This window comes from Halobacillus litoralis, from assembly GCF_020524025.1.
Lineage (GTDB): Bacteria > Bacillota > Bacilli > Bacillales > Halobacillaceae > Halobacillus > Halobacillus litoralis_D.
The window spans coordinates 175,199-195,943 of record NZ_JAIVKN010000004.1 but is presented as its reverse complement, the minus strand read 5'-3'; the positions used below and the strand labels follow the sequence as shown (position 1 = coordinate 195,943).

At 42.7% G+C, this 20,745-nt stretch carries 19 protein-coding genes; 7 read left to right on the top strand and 12 right to left on the bottom strand.

Features of this window, described 5'->3' with window-relative positions:
• Nucleotides 1-174 precede the first annotated feature (174 nt).
• Nucleotides 175-912, top strand: coding sequence for a gamma-glutamyl-gamma-aminobutyrate hydrolase family protein (locus tag LC036_RS15125; protein ID WP_226584601.1), 738 nt, complete (start codon nt 175-177; stop codon nt 910-912).
• 233 nt (nt 913-1,145) lie between these two features.
• Here the strand turns inward: LC036_RS15125 and LC036_RS15120 are convergent, their stop codons facing one another.
• The 5 genes from LC036_RS15120 to LC036_RS15100 form a co-directional block, all read right to left on the bottom strand.
• Nucleotides 1,146-2,333 (bottom strand): cation:proton antiporter, encoded by a 1,188-nt coding sequence (locus LC036_RS15120; RefSeq protein WP_226584598.1) that lies wholly within the window; start codon nt 2,331-2,333, stop codon nt 1,146-1,148.
• A gap of 171 nt (nt 2,334-2,504) precedes the next feature.
• Nucleotides 2,505-2,714: a hypothetical protein gene (locus tag LC036_RS15115; RefSeq protein WP_226584596.1), complete on the bottom strand. Its 210-nt coding sequence runs from the start codon at nt 2,712-2,714 to the stop codon at nt 2,505-2,507.
• Nucleotides 2,715-2,764: 50 nt separating this feature from the next.
• Nucleotides 2,765-3,229, bottom strand: coding sequence for a divergent PAP2 family protein (locus tag LC036_RS15110; protein ID WP_226584594.1), 465 nt, complete (start codon nt 3,227-3,229; stop codon nt 2,765-2,767).
• Nucleotides 3,230-3,315: 86 nt separating this feature from the next.
• Nucleotides 3,316-4,302 (bottom strand): DUF3231 family protein, encoded by a 987-nt coding sequence (locus LC036_RS15105; RefSeq protein WP_226584591.1) that lies wholly within the window; start codon nt 4,300-4,302, stop codon nt 3,316-3,318.
• A 123-nt stretch (nt 4,303-4,425) separates the two neighbouring features.
• A complete protein-coding gene (locus LC036_RS15100) occupies nt 4,426-5,154 on the bottom strand; it encodes a phosphatase PAP2 family protein (protein ID WP_226584588.1) in 729 nt (242 codons plus the stop codon).
• Nucleotides 5,155-5,423: 269 nt separating this feature from the next.
• On the opposite strand from LC036_RS15100, the gene LC036_RS15095 reads away from it, so the two are divergent.
• The gene (locus LC036_RS15095) at nt 5,424-6,761 is read left to right on the top strand and encodes a sugar porter family MFS transporter (RefSeq protein ID WP_413229975.1); all 1,338 of its coding nucleotides are present in this window, start codon (nt 5,424-5,426) and stop codon (nt 6,759-6,761) included.
• 45 nt (nt 6,762-6,806) lie between these two features.
• On the opposite strand, the gene LC036_RS15090 is transcribed toward LC036_RS15095, so the two are convergent.
• The 3 genes from LC036_RS15090 to LC036_RS15080 all read right to left on the bottom strand — a co-directional run bounded on the left by LC036_RS15090 (nt 6,807) and on the right by LC036_RS15080 (nt 8,923).
• Nucleotides 6,807-6,959, bottom strand: coding sequence for a hypothetical protein (locus tag LC036_RS15090; protein WP_226584582.1), 153 nt, complete (start codon nt 6,957-6,959; stop codon nt 6,807-6,809).
• Nucleotides 6,960-7,109: 150 nt separating this feature from the next.
• Nucleotides 7,110-7,538, bottom strand: coding sequence for a cell wall hydrolase (locus LC036_RS15085; RefSeq protein WP_226584566.1), 429 nt, complete (start codon nt 7,536-7,538; stop codon nt 7,110-7,112).
• 185 nt (nt 7,539-7,723) lie between these two features.
• Nucleotides 7,724-8,923: a DUF819 domain-containing protein gene (locus LC036_RS15080; RefSeq protein WP_226584564.1), complete on the bottom strand. Its 1,200-nt coding sequence runs from the start codon at nt 8,921-8,923 to the stop codon at nt 7,724-7,726.
• Between the two features lie 386 nt (nt 8,924-9,309).
• Between LC036_RS15080 and LC036_RS15075 the strand changes: the two genes are divergently transcribed.
• Together LC036_RS15075 and LC036_RS15070 are read left to right on the top strand one after the other, a co-directional pair.
• Nucleotides 9,310-10,329: a TAXI family TRAP transporter solute-binding subunit gene (locus LC036_RS15075; RefSeq protein ID WP_226584561.1), complete on the top strand. Its 1,020-nt coding sequence runs from the start codon at nt 9,310-9,312 to the stop codon at nt 10,327-10,329.
• 64 nt (nt 10,330-10,393) lie between these two features.
• A complete protein-coding gene (locus LC036_RS15070; RefSeq protein WP_226584558.1) occupies nt 10,394-12,364 on the top strand; it encodes a TRAP transporter permease in 1,971 nt (656 codons plus the stop codon).
• A gap of 304 nt (nt 12,365-12,668) precedes the next feature.
• Here LC036_RS15070 and LC036_RS15065 read toward each other — a convergent pair whose 3' ends face one another.
• Nucleotides 12,669-14,846, bottom strand: coding sequence for an ATP-dependent helicase (locus LC036_RS15065; protein ID WP_226584555.1), 2,178 nt, complete (start codon nt 14,844-14,846; stop codon nt 12,669-12,671).
• Between the two features lie 225 nt (nt 14,847-15,071).
• Between LC036_RS15065 and LC036_RS15060 the strand changes: the two genes are divergently transcribed.
• On the top strand, nt 15,072-15,245 hold the full coding sequence (locus tag LC036_RS15060) for a hypothetical protein (protein WP_226584552.1): 174 nt from the start codon (nt 15,072-15,074) through the stop codon (nt 15,243-15,245).
• Nucleotides 15,246-15,291: 46 nt separating this feature from the next.
• Here LC036_RS15060 and LC036_RS15055 read toward each other — a convergent pair whose 3' ends face one another.
• The gene (locus LC036_RS15055; RefSeq protein WP_226584549.1) at nt 15,292-16,050 is read right to left on the bottom strand and encodes a cyclase family protein; all 759 of its coding nucleotides are present in this window, start codon (nt 16,048-16,050) and stop codon (nt 15,292-15,294) included.
• A gap of 138 nt (nt 16,051-16,188) precedes the next feature.
• On the opposite strand from LC036_RS15055, the gene LC036_RS15050 reads away from it, so the two are divergent.
• On the top strand, nt 16,189-17,355 hold the full coding sequence (locus LC036_RS15050) for a DUF4317 domain-containing protein (protein WP_226584548.1): 1,167 nt from the start codon (nt 16,189-16,191) through the stop codon (nt 17,353-17,355).
• Nucleotides 17,356-17,565: 210 nt separating this feature from the next.
• Nucleotides 17,566-18,258, top strand: coding sequence for a DUF4386 domain-containing protein (locus LC036_RS15045; RefSeq protein ID WP_226584545.1), 693 nt, complete (start codon nt 17,566-17,568; stop codon nt 18,256-18,258).
• A gap of 15 nt (nt 18,259-18,273) precedes the next feature.
• Here LC036_RS15045 and LC036_RS15040 read toward each other — a convergent pair whose 3' ends face one another.
• Complete coding sequence (locus tag LC036_RS15040) at nt 18,274-18,846, bottom strand: Crp/Fnr family transcriptional regulator (protein WP_226584542.1); 573 nt, start codon at nt 18,844-18,846, stop codon at nt 18,274-18,276.
• A 65-nt stretch (nt 18,847-18,911) separates the two neighbouring features.
• On the bottom strand, nt 18,912-20,672 hold the full coding sequence (locus LC036_RS15035; RefSeq protein WP_226584540.1) for an ABC transporter substrate-binding protein: 1,761 nt from the start codon (nt 20,670-20,672) through the stop codon (nt 18,912-18,914).
• Between the last annotated feature and the right edge of the window lie 73 nt (nt 20,673-20,745).

Here is a 20,745-nt window from a genome sequence, read left to right as displayed (position 1 = left end):
CATTTTTATTTCTGGGATTGAGGCCAGGCCGCTTTTCGTGGGCTTATGGTGAGGATTCCTGCAGACTACCCGTTATTCGATTCAACACACTCAAATCATTCGTTTCACATTTAGGGGTTGCATAGATGTGTAACAGAGCCAAATACAAAGTTTTAAAGAGGGAGTTCAATCATCATGAAACCACTTATCGGAATATCTGGAAGCATAATTATTGACCAGGGGGGCCGTTTCCCTGGTTACGACCGTGCTTACGTCAACAATGACTATGTCCAATCTGTCCTTAGGGGAGGCGGCATTCCTTTCATTCTTCCTGTTTTAGAAGATGACGAGACTATAACGATGCAGGCGCAGGCAATGGATGGGCTTGTTCTCTCAGGGGGGCACGATGTCAATCCTCTTCTTTATGGCGAGGAACCACGATTGAAGCAGGGGACTCCTTTTCCTGAAAGAGACCATTCCGAGACAATTTTAGCTAAGGAAATGATTCGTCAGGGGAAACCTGTATTCGCCATCTGTCGCGGGATTCAATTATTGAACGTTGCTTACGGAGGCAGCCTGCACCAGGATCTTTCTTATATGGAGACAGAATCCTTGAAACATGATCAATACCATAACCCGAGCCAGGAAACGCATACCATTACAACTGAACCGAACAGTGTAATGAGAGAACAGTTTGGACAAACGACGCTCACCAATTCGTTCCATCATCAAATCATTAAAGAAGTTGCGCCTGGATTTAAAGCCACAGCCTATGCGAAAGACGGTGTTGTAGAGGCTATAGAGAAGATAGGTGAAGATGGGTTTGTTTTAGGCGTGCAATGGCATGCAGAAATGATGACAAAAAAACACGAAAGCATGCAGCGGTTGTTTGACCGCTTTGTTGAGGAAGCCAAAACCAGGAGAAAAAAATAACTATAAAAAGCCTGGTTCAGCTGAACCAGGCTCTTTAAGTCCCTTTCCTACTCCTACACTTCCCTAAGAGAATGATTTCCTTTTATGTAATTGTGAAAGGCGGACGACTCCCCGGCCTCTTCCTAATGTGAGATCCGCCTGTTTTTACATATAATTGAGGATCTTAATAATAGTCCTTTTCATAAGCCCTGCAAGCCTTTATCGAATGTAAACGCACTCGAAAAAAGTTGTGATTATGACTTCAGCAGCCGCTTGGATAATGGGAAGACACCAATACTCTGCAGTACTAATGAAATCAAAACCGATGCAAATGCCAGCGCAATAAAGGTCTCTCCACCTTCCGCTTCCGTCTTGAATGAAAGAATAAGAAAGATGGACATCGTCCCTTTAAGACCGGCCCAAGTTAGAAGGGCTGATTCTCTCCAGTTAATTCTCCTGCGCCAGGTTGTAAACAACTGCGTGGAACCTCCAATGATAAGGAAACGGACAAGAATAGACAGTCCGAAGACAATGAAAGCAAACCCCCACACCGGTGCAGCCAAATACCCAGCCGCTTCGATCCCGATCAGCAGGAACAAAAGTGACAACGCAGAAGTTTCAACTACGCCCCAAAAACCGTCTAAAGTTTCCTTGAAGTGCTCTTCTTTAAATGTGCGACCATACTCAAATGAAAGCATAAGTCCAGCAGATACGGTAGCTAATACACCGGATATATGGAAAGCTTCGGCCAAATTAAAAATACCATAGGCAAGAATAATACTGAGCATCACCTGGTATTCCTTGTTGTGCGTATAGTGCACGCCTTTACTAATGATCCAGCCGAAAAATACGCCGAGTCCTACCCCTCCCAGGGAAACCAATAGGAATTCCCCAAAGAAAGACAGGAGGGAAAAACTTTGGCTGTCTGTATACATGCCAATGAGAACTGTAAAAATAACAACACTTGTCCCATCATTTAAAAGTGATTCTCCTTCGACCACATCGGCAATTTTTTTATCGCTGGTGGAATTTTTTAAGATTGATACCACAGACACCGGATCCGTCGGGGTTAAAATGGCCGCAAGCAGCAAAGCACCGCTGAAAGTTAGGGATATAAATGGACCACTGATGACATATAGGACAGCCCCTAAAATACCGACCGTTAAAATAATGCCCACGGTTGAAAGAAAAATGATCAAGTTACTGTTTTTCTTGAAGTGCTCAGGTGGAAAACGATAGGCTGAAACAAACAGCAAAGGAGGAAGAAAGACGTAATAAATCAAATACTCCGTTACATGAACCGATGAAAAAAAAGGAACGAAAGACAACCCGATTCCAATGAAGACCAGAATCATCGGCACGGGAAGATTTGCCTGTTTTTTATCAATCGTAAAAATAAGATACCCGATCAATAACAAAAAAATGGTCTGATTGATAGACATGAAAATGGATCTCCTTTTTGCTTTTTCTACTTCCATTCTCTTTGCTGTATCCTTTTAAACCTATTCATTTCCAAACTCTAAGCAGAACCAAAAAGACCTGACTATCCCCAAATCAGGTCCCTTTCACTCCAGAGTCATTCTTTTTTCCTTTTTCATAAGTTGTCCACTGAGTTAATTATGTTCACGAGTGGACTCAGCCAGGAGATTCTTTACTTCATTGTAAGTTAAACCGGATTGCTTGTTCTGACGCTTAACGGCATCCACATTGGTTCCTGAGCTTGCAATATGATCGCCATCCTGCGTGCGGGCCAGGTTTTTATTCTTTTTCATTGGATCATCCACACCTCCTTGGTATATCTTTAGCTTTATCAATTGTTTCATTCTCAAAAAAATAGATAGAAAAAGCAAGTCTGCTTTTTCTATCTTAGCTGTTACCCTTCAAGCTTAGCTGATAAGTACCCGAGCAGCACTCCCAACACCGCTCCGCCCAGGACTTCAATCGGCTGATGGCCGAGCAGTTCTTTAAGTTCATTCTCACGCTCGACAAACTCAAAGCTCGGAAAATCACCAGAAATAGCAGCAAAATTGTCTTCGAGATCATTGACCAGCTGGGCGATTTCTCCTGTGTGCCGGCGGATGCCCTGCGCATCATACATAACGATTACACCAAATGTAACAGCTAAAGCCGTCTCAGTGTGGCGGGAGCCTTTATTTGCGGCTATATATGCAGCGAGTGCTGATACACCTGCGGAATGAGAGCTGGGCATTCCACCTGTCGTCGCAGCTTGTTTTATATCCCATTCGCCGTTGTTTCTACGATAAGTAAGAATCTTTAATCCTTGTGCAATACCGATAGCTGAAATGGCAGTAATAATTCCCCGGTTCATCTTTTCCATATCCATCCCCCTATTTTCGCTTCTCCTCTGTCCCTTCCCTTTCACAGAAAGTTTTATGCGGGGAAAGTTTCGTTCTTATAAAATCGTTAATGCTTTTCTGATTGAGGCGGCTCTTCCATCCACCCATACTTAATCATGATCTTAGCTCCTTCATGAGCATATTGGAAAATGTCTTTCATAAAGACTGAAAATTTCGCAGGGAGATCATTTCTTAAGCTGAACGCTGTTCCTAGAGAGTTTCCTCCTAAGGAAAAGCTGCAAAAGAGACTAACACAATAAAGCATCATCTTATCTGAGAACGGGGCTAGATGAGAAGCAGTTACATTCCCCCCGGCTGTGGATGGAGCCTGGAGGTCACTTTCCAACATAACTTCAGATAATTCCTTAATGATTGCCTTCGCAAGCTCTGCGCCCTCTTTAAAATACTTCGCGGCATCTTTCTCCGTTGCACATTGAGCAAAACCTAAAATCATGTGCATCCCCGTTATATTTGATTCAATTGCATGGTGCAGGTGAGCAATCTCAACTGTATTCAGTGCTCTCTTTTCTTTATTAGACTTGAACATGCTTAAATAATCTTTATGCTGTACATGTTCTATTGGTTTTTGAGTAGCGATATACGGTGACTTTGGCAGCAGACCTTTTGCCAGGAGATACTGGGTGCACTCGACATAATACTTCTGTGTAATGCTCGTAAGTTCACGAAACATCTGAGTAATGTCTTTCCGATAGCCCATCGTCAAGTTCAACGTATGCATGCCCATACTGATCTCTTTAATCAACCGCAGGAACATAATATCGAAGCCATTGTCGTAGAGCTTAGGCACTCCTGTTGCGACATCTTCTTCAGTAAAACCTACAGGAACATCTATTCCCTCATTTTTAAAGATTGTTTCAATGTCTGTAACGTATGGCTTGATATCGCGTTGTAAGTGAACCATGATTTTTTTGGCTTGTTGGTCTTCGGCTTTAGCTATAAAGTAATCCAACATTCTGATAACCATCGTCTTTTGTTGGTAGGTCATCCATAACGTCCCGATTTCAGACGATGAAATACGAGGCTTTGCTGGCATGAGAAATTCCTCCATTTTGGATCGCATCGTGTGTTTGCAAAATCCGTGCTTTTCCCATAGTCTTCACGATATCCAACATTTCATCCATAAAAAAAGAACAGAAACCTTATTTAGGTTCCTGCTCTATGTTTTTTGAGCGGCTGATTCCGTAACCGACTGTTCTTCGGTCTGGCGTCTGCGTTGATGCCAAAGGGTTATTTCCAGAGCAGCAATACAGATGAAAAGCCATATAAGTCCAAATAGGAAGCCTGCCACAATATCAGTGAAAAAGTGAACACCTAAGTATAGCCGACTAATCGTAATCAGCAGTGTCAAGACAACAACTATACTGTTAATAAACCATTTCCATCTTGATTTTAACCGGCTGACTGCAATTAGATAGATGACAAACCCATAAAATACAATGGCTCCTGAAGTGTGACCACTAGGGAAACTTGATGACGTACCATGGAAATCGCCCATGAACTCCGGTCGATCCCTGCTTGATAACATTTTAAGGGCTTTGGTCAATCCGCTGACCCCTCCCATCCCAAGGATGAAATAAACACCGACCCAACGGCTGAATGGAGAAAAGAAAAGTAGATAGCCGGCAAGTAGAAGAGATAGAATCACCATTACGATGACCGACCCTGCCTGCGTAATGCTTTTCATAAAGATCTCCACCCCGGAAAATGAGGTTTCTTTAACAAAGTTGAACGCAGCCTGATCTATAGCGAACTTTTCTTTTGCCAGGATACTTAATGTAATATCCATAAATATATAAAACGATAAACCTAAAGCGATCACTCCAACAAGTAAAAGAGTGACGGATGCTTTAGATAAGTCCGAAAGTTTCGTCCCGGAAAACAACATACTTTCCCACCTCTGCCTTTGATTTAGTTGTTTATGGATTCCCTGTCCCCTCATTACTGAAACTTTTCAGGCTAAGTATCCTTTATAACTTTTAATCCTTTGTTTCCATGAATTAGTCGGTTGTAAAGGAAAGAATTTGAGAACGCATTTATGTAAGAGTTTAAATTACCCTCCATCACAAATTAAATGGATTCCTTCACAAGGCAGGTTTTTTTCTCAATAAAAAGTGGAACAAAATGGATAAAACGCAAGGAAAGGTGGTTATCCACTTGAATAAAAACTTAAGTAAGAATTGGATTTTCTTCTTTGGAGCCTTAGGAGGCTTACTCTATGGATATGATACTGGGGTTATTTCAGGAGCTCTCTTATTTATAGGCAAAGATATCCCTTTATCGAATTTTCTAGAAGGACTCGTAGTCAGCTCCTTACTTGTAGGAGCGATTATAGGAGCAGGCTTGAGCGGGTATGTTTCGGATCGTTTTGGTCGAAGACGTGTTGTTTTTGCTATAGCACTTATTTATATAGCCGGATCGTTTGTGCTGGCTTTCGCACCGAACGTACCAATCCTTGTGACCGGTCGCATTATTCTAGGTCTTGGAGTGGGCGGATCGACAGCCATTGTACCCGTCTATTTATCAGAGATGGCGCCAACGGAATCCCGAGGCGCACTAGGTTCTCTTAACCAGTTAATGATTACCATAGGAATCGTTCTCGCTTACCTTATCAACTATGCGTTTGCTCCAATTGAAGGATGGCGCTGGATGCTGGGGCTTGCTGCTGTACCTGCGCTGGTATTAATGATAGGCGTTCTATTTATGCCGGAAAGCCCCAAGTGGCTTCTAAAGCAGAACCGTGAAAAAGAAGCCCGGAACATAATGGGCCTCACACGAAAGAAAGAGGATATTGATAAAGAAATTAAACAGATGAGAGAAATCGAAGCTGAAAAAGAGAGTACCTGGGATGTATTAACTTCGAAGTGGGTCCGTCCGATGCTGATTGTAGGGAGTGGAATTGCCATCTTTCAGCAGTTCATAGGAATTAATGCCGTCATTTATTACGCTCCGACCATTTTCACAAAAGCAGGCCTTGGCGACTCTGCATCTATTTTAGGAACCGTCGGCATTGGAATATTAAATGTCCTGATGACATTAGTAGCCATTGCAACCATAGACAAACTGGGCAGGAAGAAGCTGCTGCTTATTGGAAATGCTGGTATGGTGACCAGTCTCACAATTCTGGCAGTGATTTTATTTACAGCAGAATTGACGACGAGTATCGCCTGGCTGACCGTCATATTCTTAGGTTTGTTCATTATTTTCTTTTCAGCCACATGGGGACCGGTGGTGTGGGTAATGCTTCCGGAACTCTTCCCATTAAAAGCTAGAGGTGCAGCGACCGGATTTACAACATTACTATTATCTTTGTCCAACCTCATTGTCTCTTTGTTCTTCCCAGTACTGCTTGGAGCCATAGGTACAGCATGGGTGTTTGTGTTGTTTGCAGCCATCGGTGTTCTGGCTTTCTTATTTGTTATGAATTATGTACCAGAAACGAAAGGACGCAGTCTTGAAGATATTGAAAATGACCTGAGAAGCAGCATATCCTGAATCTACCCCCTCCTTCTAATCAAAAGAAGGAGGGATGTTATTTTCTTACTGATCTTTTTCATTCACTTCAATAGCTGCAGTATTATTGTTCATATACCCTGTACTCAAGTCCTTCTCCTTTTTACGTTCACCTTCGAGATATTTATTTATTTTAAGGTTCGCTTCTGTGCGTCCAAGCTTCTTTCCCTTTTCCTTCATGCTTTCCCTCCTACCTGTACTTGTTACTTCCCTAGTGTTTCCTGCTTTCACAAAAATGATCGTTCCATTTAATAAACGCTCTTTTTCACCTGTACCAAAAAAAACTCCACCTCATGGTTGAGGCAGAGAATATCATCACGGACACAGCCATTAATACGAATTGTAAATCTCATCACACTCGCCCTGAACTGGTTCGTAAAAGCAGTGAGCCTTATACCGGCCCACCAGCTGCTGGTCATACCAGGTGGGTGGACATTGACCCTCCGGCTTAAAGTACCACAAACTATACTTTGCAGGCCATGATCTGTGCCCTTTCACATTCCTTTTTGCCAGGCGCCTTTCACTCTCTCTTGATCTTTGATAAAACATCCCGTGTTGAAGTGCTTCATACGCTTTGGGTTGATAAATCACTTCAGGTAGTGTTCTTAACCCCTCAAAATCTGAACAATTCACCCTTGCTCTGTTCACCGTAACTGCCCCGACATGGAGCATCCCCTGCTTCCCTTCCCCGACCGCTTCAGCTCTGAGCAGACGCGCAAGAAGTTTAATGTCTTTGTATGGAGCTTTAATTACAGCCATAGGATCTCCCCTTTCCCCGCTCACTTTGTTATATATATTCAAAAAAGAACAATCAATGAAGGAGAGCCCATCCCAATTGGATGAAACAGAGAGGTTATTTTGACGTAGGTGTCCTCCAGGGGAATTCATATAAATAAAATAAAGCCTGACCCTAAAAAAGGTCAGGCTTTTAATTCAGTTTATGATTATCCGCCGGCAATCATCCGGGCCAGTTGACCACAGAGGAGAGCTGCGTATGTTCCAACTACATTACCAAGGATACCCATCAACAATCCGACAGGCGCAAGCGCCGGTTGGAAAACAGAGGCAACAATTGGAGCAGAGCTTGTTCCACCAATGTTTCCCTGAGAGCCGACAGCAACGAAGAAGAGCGGTGCTTTTAATAAGCGTGCGGCAAGGAATATACAAAGCACGTGAATAGCGAGCCACACCAGTCCCATAAGGATAAACTGAGGTGCTTGAACGATATCCATCAAGTTTGCTTGAGCTCCTATAGCTGTAAGGAACAAGTAAATCCCCATATATCCAACTTTACTTGCACCATAATATTCAAGGTTGCGGACTTTGGTAAAGGATAAGGCAATCCCGACAGCAGTGATAATTAAGAACGTCCACGTGGATGTATTCATAACATCAGATTTTGGAATGAACGAAAGATCAGCAAACAGACGGATTAAATAAGAACCAGCGAAGCCAATGGAAAGGATCCCAAAGAGCTGTGGAAGCTGAATTGGTTTCGCATTATTCTGCACATCTGTTGCAATATCTTCATTGACGCGCTTGATCGTAGAGTTATCCGCGCCATTCCACTTATTAAAGCGTTCCTGGAAATTTGCAAGGGAAATCATAACTCCCATCCAGCCGATTCCGACTAATGTATCCGTTAAGATAATTGGGCTTAAAATATCGTCAGGCGTGCTGAAAGCTTCAATCATCGCCCCCATATTCGCAGAGCCACCGATCCAGCTCCCGGCAAGTGCACCCACACCGCGCCATGCTTCATCAGGTAATACACCTTGGAATAAAGCAAAGGCAATAGGTCCACCAATTACTACTCCGACAGTACCTGCAAGGAAGACAAGTACAGCTTTTCCACCAAGTTTAAAGGTAGCTGGTACGTTCGTGCTGATCATTAACAGCAGTAAACCAGCGGGCAGCATATAGGTACTTAAGAAGCTGTATAAATCTGAACTTTGCGGGATGATTCCGAACGTTGTCGAAAGCATCGGTAAAAAATACATCCAAATTAACGGTGGTAGATAGCCGAAAAATTTCTTAAGCGGCTTATACTCCAACGTTGATAACATAAATACTGCCCCGACAAGGGCAATCAAGTAGGCAAAAATCGCCATTGGTTCTTGTATTAGAACTTGTGTGTCATTCATGTTGAATCTCCTTTTACTGCTGAATCATTCGAATTATCAAACAATTCACCATACATAAATTTTGCATTTTAGGATTATAGCACGGATGGAGGAGTATAGAAAAAAGATTGTTTTTTCATTTTTTTCTAAAAATAACCCTGTATTCAGTTGCTGCTAATGGCTTCATGCAATGAGAAGCATCCATGTCAGACGTGACTGCGGTTCACTCCCCCCTCTTCTCTTATATAACCTTCCTAATCCAACCGTTAATGACGTAATTTTCTTAATATTCTTGTAATAATTGACGAAACGAGATAAAATTATGTAAATATAAGGGATAATTAGTTTTAAATAGGAAAAAGCACTCCTATTTGAATAAAAACACTTGAAAAGTAGGGGGTATTTTGATGAAAAAGCACTCTTGGTTGATGATCGTCTTCCTCATCACCATCAGCATGATTCTCGGCGCCTGCGGTGAAAGCGGAAATGGAGGCGATTCAGCTGGCGGCGATGATGGTGGCGACAGCGGTGGAGAAGAAATGACAAACCTTACAATGGGGACAGGCAGTGTTGGTGGCGTGTATTATCCTCTAGGTGGAGAAATGGCTAACCTTCTTACAGATAACATCGACATGGAAGGATTTGATGTCAGCTCAGTTGAATCAGGGGCTTCTGTTGAAAACATAGCCAAAATTCAGTCCGGTGACTTCCAACTTGGCATTGCTCAGAACACAACCATGATTAATGCTGTTGAAGGAACAGGTGAATTCGAAGGCAAGGATGTAGGAAACGTAGGCGTCATTGGTTCCCTTTATCCGGAAGCTCTTCAGGTTGTCACTCTTGATTCTACAGGAATTGAATCTATTGAAGATTTGAAAGGCAAGAAAGTCGCTGTCGGCCCGCCAGGTGGAGCGACACGTGAAGCGGCTGAAATGGTTCTTTCTGCGTATGGAATTGAAGAAGGAGACTATGAAGCTTTTGAAGAAGGATTTGGAGATGCAAAAAGTAAGCTTCAGAACAAAACGATTGACGCTTCCTTTGCTGTTGTTGGCGTACCTTCCTCTACAACGGATGAGTTAGAAGCGGCAACGAAAGAAGTCAAGTTCCTGAACATCGAAGGTGAGGCACTTGATGAAGTCGTTGCAAACAGTCAGTATGAAGCTTATACGGTTGAACCTGGTACGTACGAATGGCAGGACGAGCCTGTAGAAACAATCACAGCAATGGCTTTGCTGCTGGGTTCTACTGAACAAGTGAGTGAAGATTTAGCTTATGAAATGACCAAGACCTTGTTTGAAAATGCTGGGGACATGTCCATAGCTCAAGCTAAGCTTATTACAAAAGATACAGCATTATCAGGTGCCGGCGAACTCCCTCTTCACCCAGGTGCAGAGAAGTATTTCGAAGAAGAAGGGCTCCTTGAATAAATAAACCATTCATCAAGAACCGGGCATAGCTTTGTCCGGTTCTTTCAAATGATACCATTTAGAAATGGAGGTAAGATCAGTGCCAACAAAGGAAAATCAAGAAGTCGACAAGCGGGAACTCATGAAAAAATACGACAAAGAAAGCAGCTTTCGTACGAACCTGGGCCCCTGGGGGTGGCTCACTCTCATCCTGGGAAGTGCACTCACCATCTTTCAGCTCTATACGGCTTACAGAGGGGCTTATGTGTCGTTAATTCAAGGAGCAGTTCACCTTGGTGCTGCTCTGTGTCTTGTCTATCTCCTCTATCCCATCAAGTCCTCTTTGACAGCTAAGCGTGGAATTCCTTGGTATGATGTTCTCTTAGCAGCCATTGCACTTTATACAAACTTTTATATCATTCAAAATTATGAACGTTTGATTAACGAGGCGATCATTTTTGGTTTTTCCTACATGGATCAGTATGTAGCGACAGCTGGGATCCTTCTGCTGTTAGAAGCAACCAGACGTGTCGTAGGCCTTCCGATTGTCATTATTGCCATGCTTGCCCTTTTATACGGATTGTTCGGCAACTACATTCCCGTTATCGGCCACGCCGGATATGACTGGCCGACGCTTGCGACTAAAATGTTTTTCAGCTCAAGCGCCATTTTTGGGATACCGATTCAAATATCGTCCACCTATATATTTTTATTTCTCTTTTTTGGTGTCATTTTAGTCAAAACGAATATCGGACAATTTTTCAACGATATCGCTCTCCGCCTGACCGGTCGGTATACCGGCGGTACAGCAAAAGCTGCCGTTGCTGCGAGTGGTCTGCAGGGAATGGTCAGCGGAAGTTCAGTTGCCAACACAGTCGGGTCCGGATCATTCACCATTCCGATGATGAAAAATGCAGGGTTTAAACCGCATTTTGCCGCTGCCTCAGAAGCTGCCGCTTCGACCGGCGGGCAGCTCATGCCGCCAATTATGGGTGCCGCTGCTTTTATTATGGCTTCCTATACAGGGACTCCCTATAATCAAATCATCGTCATCGCCATCATACCGGCGCTTCTATATTTTTCAGGGGTTTTTCTCGGCACTCACTTTGAAGCTAGAAAGCAGAATATCCGTGGATTGACGAAGGAAGAACTGCCTGACATAACAAACCTGATGAAACGGCTCGATCTTTTTCTGCCGCTTATCATTATCATCGGCTTCCTTCTAGCAGGCAGAACACCAACCTATGCAGCTCTATTTGCTATCGTTACAGCTTTTGTCATCAGTTTTCTCAGAAAAGATACGCGCATGTCCATTAAAGGAATCATCAAGCTTTTGGAAGAAGGAGCGCGGGTGGCTCTTCCAGTTATTGCAGCTTGTGCCACCGCCGGTATTATCGCTGGTACGGTTACGACCACCGGACTTGGACCGAAAATTGCCGGCGGGATTATTGATCTTGCCCAGGGACAATTTTTCCTCGTCATGTTCTTTACGATGATTGCCTGTATCATTCTGGGAATGGGTTTGCCGACAACGGCGAACTATGTTGTAACGGCTACGATGGCCGCGCCTGCCTTGCTCGCGTTTGATGTTCCGGTCATCGCTGTTCACATGTTCGTCTTCTATTTCGGCATTGTTGCCGATATCACTCCTCCTGTCTGTCTTGCCGCTTATGCAGGTGCAGGAATTGCAGGTGCAAATCCAATGAAAACAGGAGTGACGGCTGTGAAACTCGCCATCGCTGCCTTTATCATTCCGTATATTTTCGTATCGAACCCGATTCTTTTACTTCAGGGCGATGCGAATGCGGTCAATGTAACGATTAGTGTTGCCACTGCCCTCTTAGGAATGGCAAGTATCAGTGCAGCTATGATCGGTTATTACGTGACAAAGGTGAACTGGTTTGAGCGAGTGGGATTAATCGCAGCAGGTGTTCTACTCGTCTATCCGAACTTCATCATTTCATTAATTGGACTTGCCCTTTTTGCCGCGCTGACCATCTTTCAAATGGTACGTAACAAACAGGAAAGTAGAAGCGAAATGCGGGCAACCAACTAACGAAGAGGCCCCGGCTTTAGTCCGGGGCCTTTATCTATTTATAAGTGCACATTTTTTCTACATATAAAATAGATCCCCTAAGAATGAAAACCACCGTCATCCACCGTTTTTTCAAAGAAGATGCTTTCTGGAAAATCTGCAGACCGTGACAACCCTGCGGAAAAAGAGCAACCTGAGACCTCACAGCGGAAACGGAACGGTCTTTTGCTCCTGACGGCAGAAAAAAGCTTATGAAAAACACGGGTTTCTCTAAAAGCTGAGGACAGCCTTTATATAAAGGCTGTCCTCTTGCTAAACGAACAATTTATATCTGCGGTTTACTCAATAACCCGTTTTCCATACAAAACTCAAGCAGGAGTTCCTTATAGCCCGCTTCCTTAAACTGTATACCAATTTGTTCCCCGCCATACTCTTTGATGACTCCGGGACCAAATTTTTTATGAATAACGGCTTTACCAAGCTCGATTTCAACAGGCTTTAAGAGCGTCTCATCTGTTAAATCAACGTCTGGATGCTTTCGTCTTCTTTTTGTTGTTTGAGTCCCTTCAGGCTGGGTGATTCTTCTTACATTCATGACAAAGATGGATTCAGTAACGCGTTCATTTCCTTTATAGTTATACGTTAACAGCTCAAGGTCTGTCCTTGCTCGGGTCATGCCGACATAGAAAAGCCGGACCGCTTCTTCCATAGGTCCGTATTCTTTATTTCGGTAACGTTCCATATCATCTTTCGAAGGTACAACACCATTGATTAAATCAATCATATACACCTTGTCGTACTCAAGCCCTTTGGCACTGTGGAAAGTAGTGAGGGTGAGCGGACTTTTGTCTTTGTTGTATTTAGACGTTTGAACCAACTGTTCGAGTTCCTTCAGACGGTCGGCAAACCCTTTTAAGGTGCCAAGGCCATGAGCGATTTCTTCGAGCGTATCCAGAATGCTGAATAGATGCTCGGCATTAAATCCGAATTTCTCTATCATTTTATTAATCGCACGGTCGTAGCCAAGTTTATCACGAATGGTTCGGATCGCTTTATCAGGCTCCATTTCGTTGATCGCTTTAAACTGCTTCTTCGCCTGAGTAATATTCTTCTGCTGATAAGACGGAAGGTCACTTTCAAGCAGCGTATCAAATACAGATGTTTGGTTATTTTTCTTCTTCAAGTAGGCGATTTGCTGCTTTGAGATATAGGCATTGAACTTCGTATGAATCCGCTCTAGAATATCAATCCGCTTATCATTGTAGGAAAAGCGCATAAAGTTCAGCATGTCCTCTACAATCCAGTGCTTAAAAAACTTGGCGTCGATATCTTTCATATAAAACTTGATGCCGGCTTTATCGAGCTTGTCTGCAAGCGGTACAGCGGAGGAATTGTTGCGGTAGAGAACAGCGACCTCTTCGTCCGCTCCACTCTTTCTAATCTCTTCTGTCACATACTTCAACTGATCCTCATAATTTCGCATCGATTTAATCTCGACTGGTTTATGAGAAGAATTCTCTGTAAACATTTCTTTTGCATAACGGTTTTTGTTGCGTTTGATAAACTGATTTGATGCTTGAACAATTTCCTGTGAGGACCGGTAGTTCTGTGACATCGTCATAACCGTTGCATCAGGATAGTTTTTTTCAAACTGCAGAAGCTTCGTTACATCGGACCCACGCCACATAAAAATGGACTGATCATCATCGGCGACCACACATAAATTGTTATGCGGCTTCGCCAATAGTTCGACGATTTCATGCTGAACGACGGAGTTATCCTGACTTTCGTCGGTAAGGATATACTCAAACTGCTGTTGATACTTTGATAAGAGTGCCCCGTCTTCAAGCAGGATGCGGTGACAAAGAGTGAGCATATCATCAAAGTCGAGAAGTAATTTATCGTCACGTTTTTTCTTAAACCGTTCGTAGGTCTGATAAATATCTGAAGCGTTTTTGACATGACAGGTCACTTTGTCAAGTTCCCTGCCTTCAATCATCCGGTTCTTTACGAAGCTGATATAGGTCATCAGTTCGTCCATTTCATCATCTGAAATTTGTGTCCCGTTTGTATCTTCATAGATTTTTTTCAAAATAAATTTCTTGTGAAGAGGGATGTCAGGCCCATCGAAACCTTTCTTCAGCTCTTCGTCACTAATATTCCCCTCAATCAGCTGGAAGTCCTGCCCGTTTTTTCTCAGCGATTCACGCACCACTTTAAAGGCAAAACTATGAATGGTCGAAAAATGCACTTTTTCATCCGTTACCGCAGAAAAGAAACGGTCGAAGCGCTCAGACATGTCATGGGCAGAGGCTTTACTAAACGTAATCGCCATAATGCGATTTGCGCTCACTTTCTTTTCAAGCAGCAAGTAGCCGATTTTCATATTCAGTGTCGTTGTCTTTCCTGAGCCTGGTGAAGCGAGTAATAACAGCGGACCATCAGTATGAAGGACCGCTTGTTTTTGGACGTCGTTTAGACAGACCCCGGTGTGTTGTTCCATTCTTGTAAAGAAATCCATACGATCGTCCCTTTCTTTCTGGAGTTTGCAAAGAAAAAATAGATGGAAGAAGGCCGGATGCCCCTCTTCCATCTATTTTTTTCAAACGATTATCTTTGTATATTATACCTCCTATCGCCTATGGATTCTAGATAAAATTCACCTTTTTTCTTACATGAGAAATCAAACTCTGATTCATACTAAGGGAGGAAATGGAGGTGACACATCATGGCGAAGCGTAATAAGAAAAACGATGCAGAACAAAAGAACAAAAAGGGGTTTAACCCGCAGCAGGCAGATACTGAATTTTCTCAGGAATTCGGAAGTGCAGCTGCAAATGAAGCGCACAAAGAAGAAGCAAAACGCGCACGTAAATCAAAAAAAGCAAAACAAGATAACTAAGAATAAAGAGGATTCCTTCTATAGAAGGAATCCTCTTCTTTTCAGCTCACGCTTCCAAGATTGCTACGGGACGGGCCCATGCGCCGCTCGCGTTTTCAATTTTTACTGGAAATGTGCTCACCTTAAATCCATGACGCCTGGGGATTTGGTCCAAATTAGCCAGCTTTTCAATTTGGCAGTACTCTTTCTCCAGTCCTACCAGATGGGCATCCCAAATCCGATTACTGGCAGGATCTTTTTTGTAATTCTGCACCTGGACATCAAGCGGTATATCCCATCCCCACGCATCAATGCCCATAACTTTGATCCCCTGATTAATCAGCCATCGAGTGGCTTCTGCTGAAACACCAGCGTGACAAAAAGCATACTGAGGTTGATACAGCTGTTTATCCGCGTCCGTGCGGATAAGGACGATATCGTGCGGTTTTAATGTGTAACTCATCTCCTCCAGCTGCTCATTCAAATCATCTGAAGTAATTTCATACCCTTTTTCTTTCTCGCTAAAATCAAAAAGCACACCATCTCCATAAAACCAATCGATAGGCAGTTGATCAATGGTTCGTGCTTTTTCACCTTCCGAAACGTCTCCATAATGGTACGGGGCATCCACGTGTGTTCCTGCGTGGGTACTGGCTGACACATCCTCGGTCGCCCATGCTTTTCCCTGATACAAATCATCATGTGTAATACCGAGGTGCTGTACAGCTTGGTCTGCTCCTTCTTTGTGCGAATGATAGTGAATGGATGGCGGGGTCGGCTCTTTTACCTTCGGGCTTAACGGGACACTTAAATCAATCATTTTCATTTTCATGCCTCCCTAAGGTTTACTTTCTTTATGTATAACAGAAGATCTCTTTTTTTGAAATACTATCGATAAACAATTATGAATCAGTGTTAAAATAAAAGAATCCTGAACGAAGATCATTATAGGAGTGAGCGATTGATGGACAAAAAAGACATTGCCGGTATTCGCAAACAATTTAAAGTAGATAACGATTTATTAAAAATCACAGACATCTTTAATGTATACATCATGAAAGAGTCGACAGATATCTACCACCACCAGAGCCAGCCATTTGAAATGCTCGATCGCGATCAACAAGAGCTGTTTATGAACAATTTCAAGAAAGTGCTGACCGGGCAGCTGGACGAAAAATTATTTGAACTGAAGTTTCAGCGTGATGCTGAGAATTCAAGTCAGCTTCTGTTACATAGAGGGCTGCTCAGTCAAAACGTAGAGGATTGGAAACAGGAGATGCTCGCCATGACAGAGAAAATCATCGACGACCATCCATATGAAAAAGATATTGTCATTACGTTTATCCGGGCGGAGTATATGAAACCAACAAAACGGAGGAGTGAAGAATCAGAGGAAAGTGATCGTGATGCTGTTTACTCCAACCCTTTCATACTCTGCAGCATAAACAAAACGGAAGAGCCTAAGAAAGAAATCCAGTTTGATTATGTGGAGAAAGAATTTAAATATAAGATTGAAGTCGATCCCGTCATCGATTTGAAGAATCCTATGTCCGGATTCCTCTTCCCATCCATTACAGAAGGGGCATCTGATGTAAACCACGTTCTCTATGCAGCCGGGAAAGCAAATGAGCTGGACTACCGTTTCATTGAAGACGTATTAAATGGAGAAGAGATTATGACAGCGAAGGAAGACAAGGCGGTTTTCGAAGAAGTCATCAGGGATGTCGTCGGTGACCAGCTTAACCCCTCCACCCTCGCTAACGTCTACAGTGAGATAAACCGTGTCGTTGAAGAAAATGAGGAGGATGAACCTCCAAAGCTCGATTATAGAGAAGTTGAGCGTGTATTAAACCAAAGTGGTGAACAAGTGGACGGCGAAAAAGTAAAACATGCGTTCCAACAAATTACTGATAATGAAGGCTATGAGCTGAAAGCATCGAGTATTGTACCGAAATACAAATCGAAATCTATTAAAATTAATACAAAAGTCGCCAATATTTCAATTAGTCCCCAGGACCTTGAATTTGTGAGGCAGGTCAATTATAAAGGCAAACGCTGCATTATGATTGAAATAGAAGAAGATGCGGAGATTGAAGGATTCAAGATGCTTCCGGAAGCGTTCGGGGAATGAAACTTTAACAAGCCGCACAAAGGTCTCGACAATAGATCTTCTAGATAAAATGGACATAGAGAGATGTAAGCAGAACCAATTAAAGAGGAGCGTCCTTGTTATTACTAAAACAACAGGGACGTTCTTTTTTTGATTTCTTAACTTAAGTCAATGCAGCATCTCCCTTATGCAGGTACCATACAAATAAACGATGAAGGAGGTTCAACACCTATGAATGAATTAAGTGGTCTGCAGCGACAGTCGTCCCTAATTGCAGGAATATCCTTGCTCATCATGACGTTTGCGGCTTTTTTCTCCTATGGCTATGCTCATTCAACCCTTATTATTCCCGAAGACGCTTTGGAGACTTTAGAAAACATCCAGGTATTCAGCACATTGTTTCATTATGAAATTTTAAGCTGGGTTTTAATTATCTTGCTTGATATTATAGTGGCGTGGGCGTTTTATATATGCTTAAGACCAGTCCATGCGGAGTATTCATTATTAGCCGGCTGGGTTCGTCTCCTTTACACAGCCATTCTTGCTGCAGCCGTTTCCCAGCTGGTGACCGCATATATAATCGCTTTAGAAAACACAGGAGCTTCAATGGAAACCTCTGCTTCTCAAGTCATGACAAGGATCAACGCCTTTGAAACCATTTGGTCGATTGGACTGATTGTATTTGGTGTCCATCTCTTACTTGTCGGTTTGATCACTTTTAAATCAAGCTCTATTCCAAAAGTAATCAGCACGTTACTCATTATCGCAGGAGTCAGCTATATGCTTGTTCACGTTCTGAAAAGTTTTTTCCCGTTGATTCAGAACGTCACTTCTATCATTGAGATGACCTTAATGCTTCCTATGACAATTGGAGAATTAGGGTTTGGTTTATGGCTGTTGGTCAAAGGCATAAAAGCTCGTTGAATGAAGGTTTAAAGATTATCCCAGACGTTTTTTAATCCGGCTTAAGGACTCAGGAGTGATGCCTAAGTAGCTTGCGAGCTGATGCTGAGGCACCCGGCGAATCAGCTCAGGTTGTTTTATTTTCAAGGACTTATATCTCTCTTCTGGTGTCGAAGACATAAAACCAGCAAAATCATCCTGCACCTCTCCCATGTCCGCTTCAATCATTTGGCGGATCATTGGTTGGAGTGCAGCATGTTGCTTATAGTTCTCCTGTTCCAATGATAAGTCACCAACTACTAACATACAGTCCTCCAGGCATACCAAAGTGTAGGCTGAATACTGTGGATGAAGAGGTGAACTAAAAACCGTAACACTCTGTTCTTCTGTATAAAACTGAACAGTAGTTTCCTTCCCTTCCTCATTAATGGTGTACTTTCTAATGCACCCTTTGAGAATAAAATAACAGTGATCAGGAATCTGCCCTTGGTGTAACAAGATCGTTCCTTTTTTAAAAGAGATCACTGGGATATCCGATACGATGGCCTCCAGCTCCTGCTGACTGAGATCCGAAAATCTTTTCATATAATTAACAAGGATTTCTTTCATTCACACTCGCCTCCTACCTGAGTTTTCTTCACCAAACAATTGGAAGGCTTCATGCAGGTCAACGTCTATTCTTGTTTAATCCATAATTCACGAAAGATCGGCCAGCCGTATCCGCTGATGTGAATCCCTTGCAAATTCGATTGAAAGGTATTCTGATCGGAAGAGTGAACGGTGAAGATAATGGTTCCATCTTCTTTCAGTCTCTCTTCAATCGTATGAAAGACATCTAAGAATCCTTGATCGTCCGGCTGTTTCTTTAGAGCTTCAAACCCTTGATCCAGCTCCTTAACTTGAGAGGGATTGAGATATCTGCGGATCCCATATTCATTCCTCAGCAAAATAAGAAGCGCTAACTCAAGATTGTCCTCAAACCCTTCTCCTGTGTATAGAGCATCAAAGGACAACATGAAATCCTCACGGTAAATATCTGACAGTTCAATTGGATGGATCTCGACCACAATCCCAATTTTCCGCAGCTTCTGCTGCATCCACCTGGCATCTTCCATAAAGTCTTCAAAACGCAGGACAGCTAGATGAATGGTTTCCCCTCTATAGTTGGATGCATCGAGAAGCTGACCAGCTTTTTCTATGGAATGTTTTACTTCTTTGTAGCTGCTCATCTCAGGAATAAAACTTGTGGAAGGTGCCCACCGCGGTTCGCCCAATTCCTGAATCATTTCCTTAGAATCAACCATCTCACTCACCGCTTGTTTAAAGAACGGGTTCTGATGAATCCCCCGCTTGTTCATATTGAAGATGAGATAGTTGCTTCCTTTATCATAAATCGTAAAAGTAGATCCCTTCATATCATAGGCGCCGCTGTCATCATGAATAAAAAAGTAAAGCGGATTAAAATCACTCTCTGGTAACTTCCATATGTGAATATGATCAAGAAAAGGTCTCCCTTGAAAGTAGGAATCAAAGGCTTTTAAAACTATTTTTTCGTCCATGGCCTCTTCCAGCATAAACGGCCCCGTCCCAATTAAAAGATTGCTGCTAATGTCAGACCCATCCGGAATGATAGAGGTATAGACAGCGCTTAAAAAATGAGGAAACAAATGATTGCCTTCTTTTAAGTGAAACCTGATGCTGTGCTTATTCACAATGGAAATATCCTCTATACCCTCAACCAGCCATTTATTCGGGATATCCACTTTTTCATGAACCAATGATTCAAATGTCCACAGGACGTCTTTACTCGTCAGCAAGTTTCCATTATGAAATCGAATGCCTTTACGCAGGTAAAAAGTCCAGGTAGAAAAATCATCATTTGCTTCCCATCCTTGAGCCAGATGCGGGACCAATGTCTTCGATTCTGTATTAAAGTGGACCAGCGTATCAAAAACCTCATTTAAAATATGTGCCTCACTTGCGATTGTTACAAAGAAGGGATTCATATTGGAAAGGTTATGCTGTAAAGGGATATGCAGGGTGTCATTCGTTTCTTCTTCGTTCCCTGAATGCTGAATACCAAAAGCCTGTTGTATGGTAGAGACGAGTCCCTTTTTCAGCGTGGAAGAAAATTGATCATGGTCAGCAAATATCATCGCTTCCTTTACTTTTTCCTTTTGGATAAGATCATTTACGTGACGGAGGGCTGCATCATCGAGCGACAACAAGAAAGTTAATGTCGACTTTTTCCCTCTTCCCCGCTGGCTTTTCCAATCCACATATCCCTCCTGTATCCATCGATTTAACACATGATGAACATTCCTTGAAGAGCAGAAAAGGATCTCCGCTATTTCTTTTTTTGAAATGAGAATTTCCTTCACCTGTTGATATTCCGGCAGCCGTTTTAGATCGATATAGTACTCTAAGACACTCATTCGGATATTCTCCTTTAAAATATGAAAATCAAAAAAATCCATTACACTTTTTCTTTCCTATTTTCCAATTTAC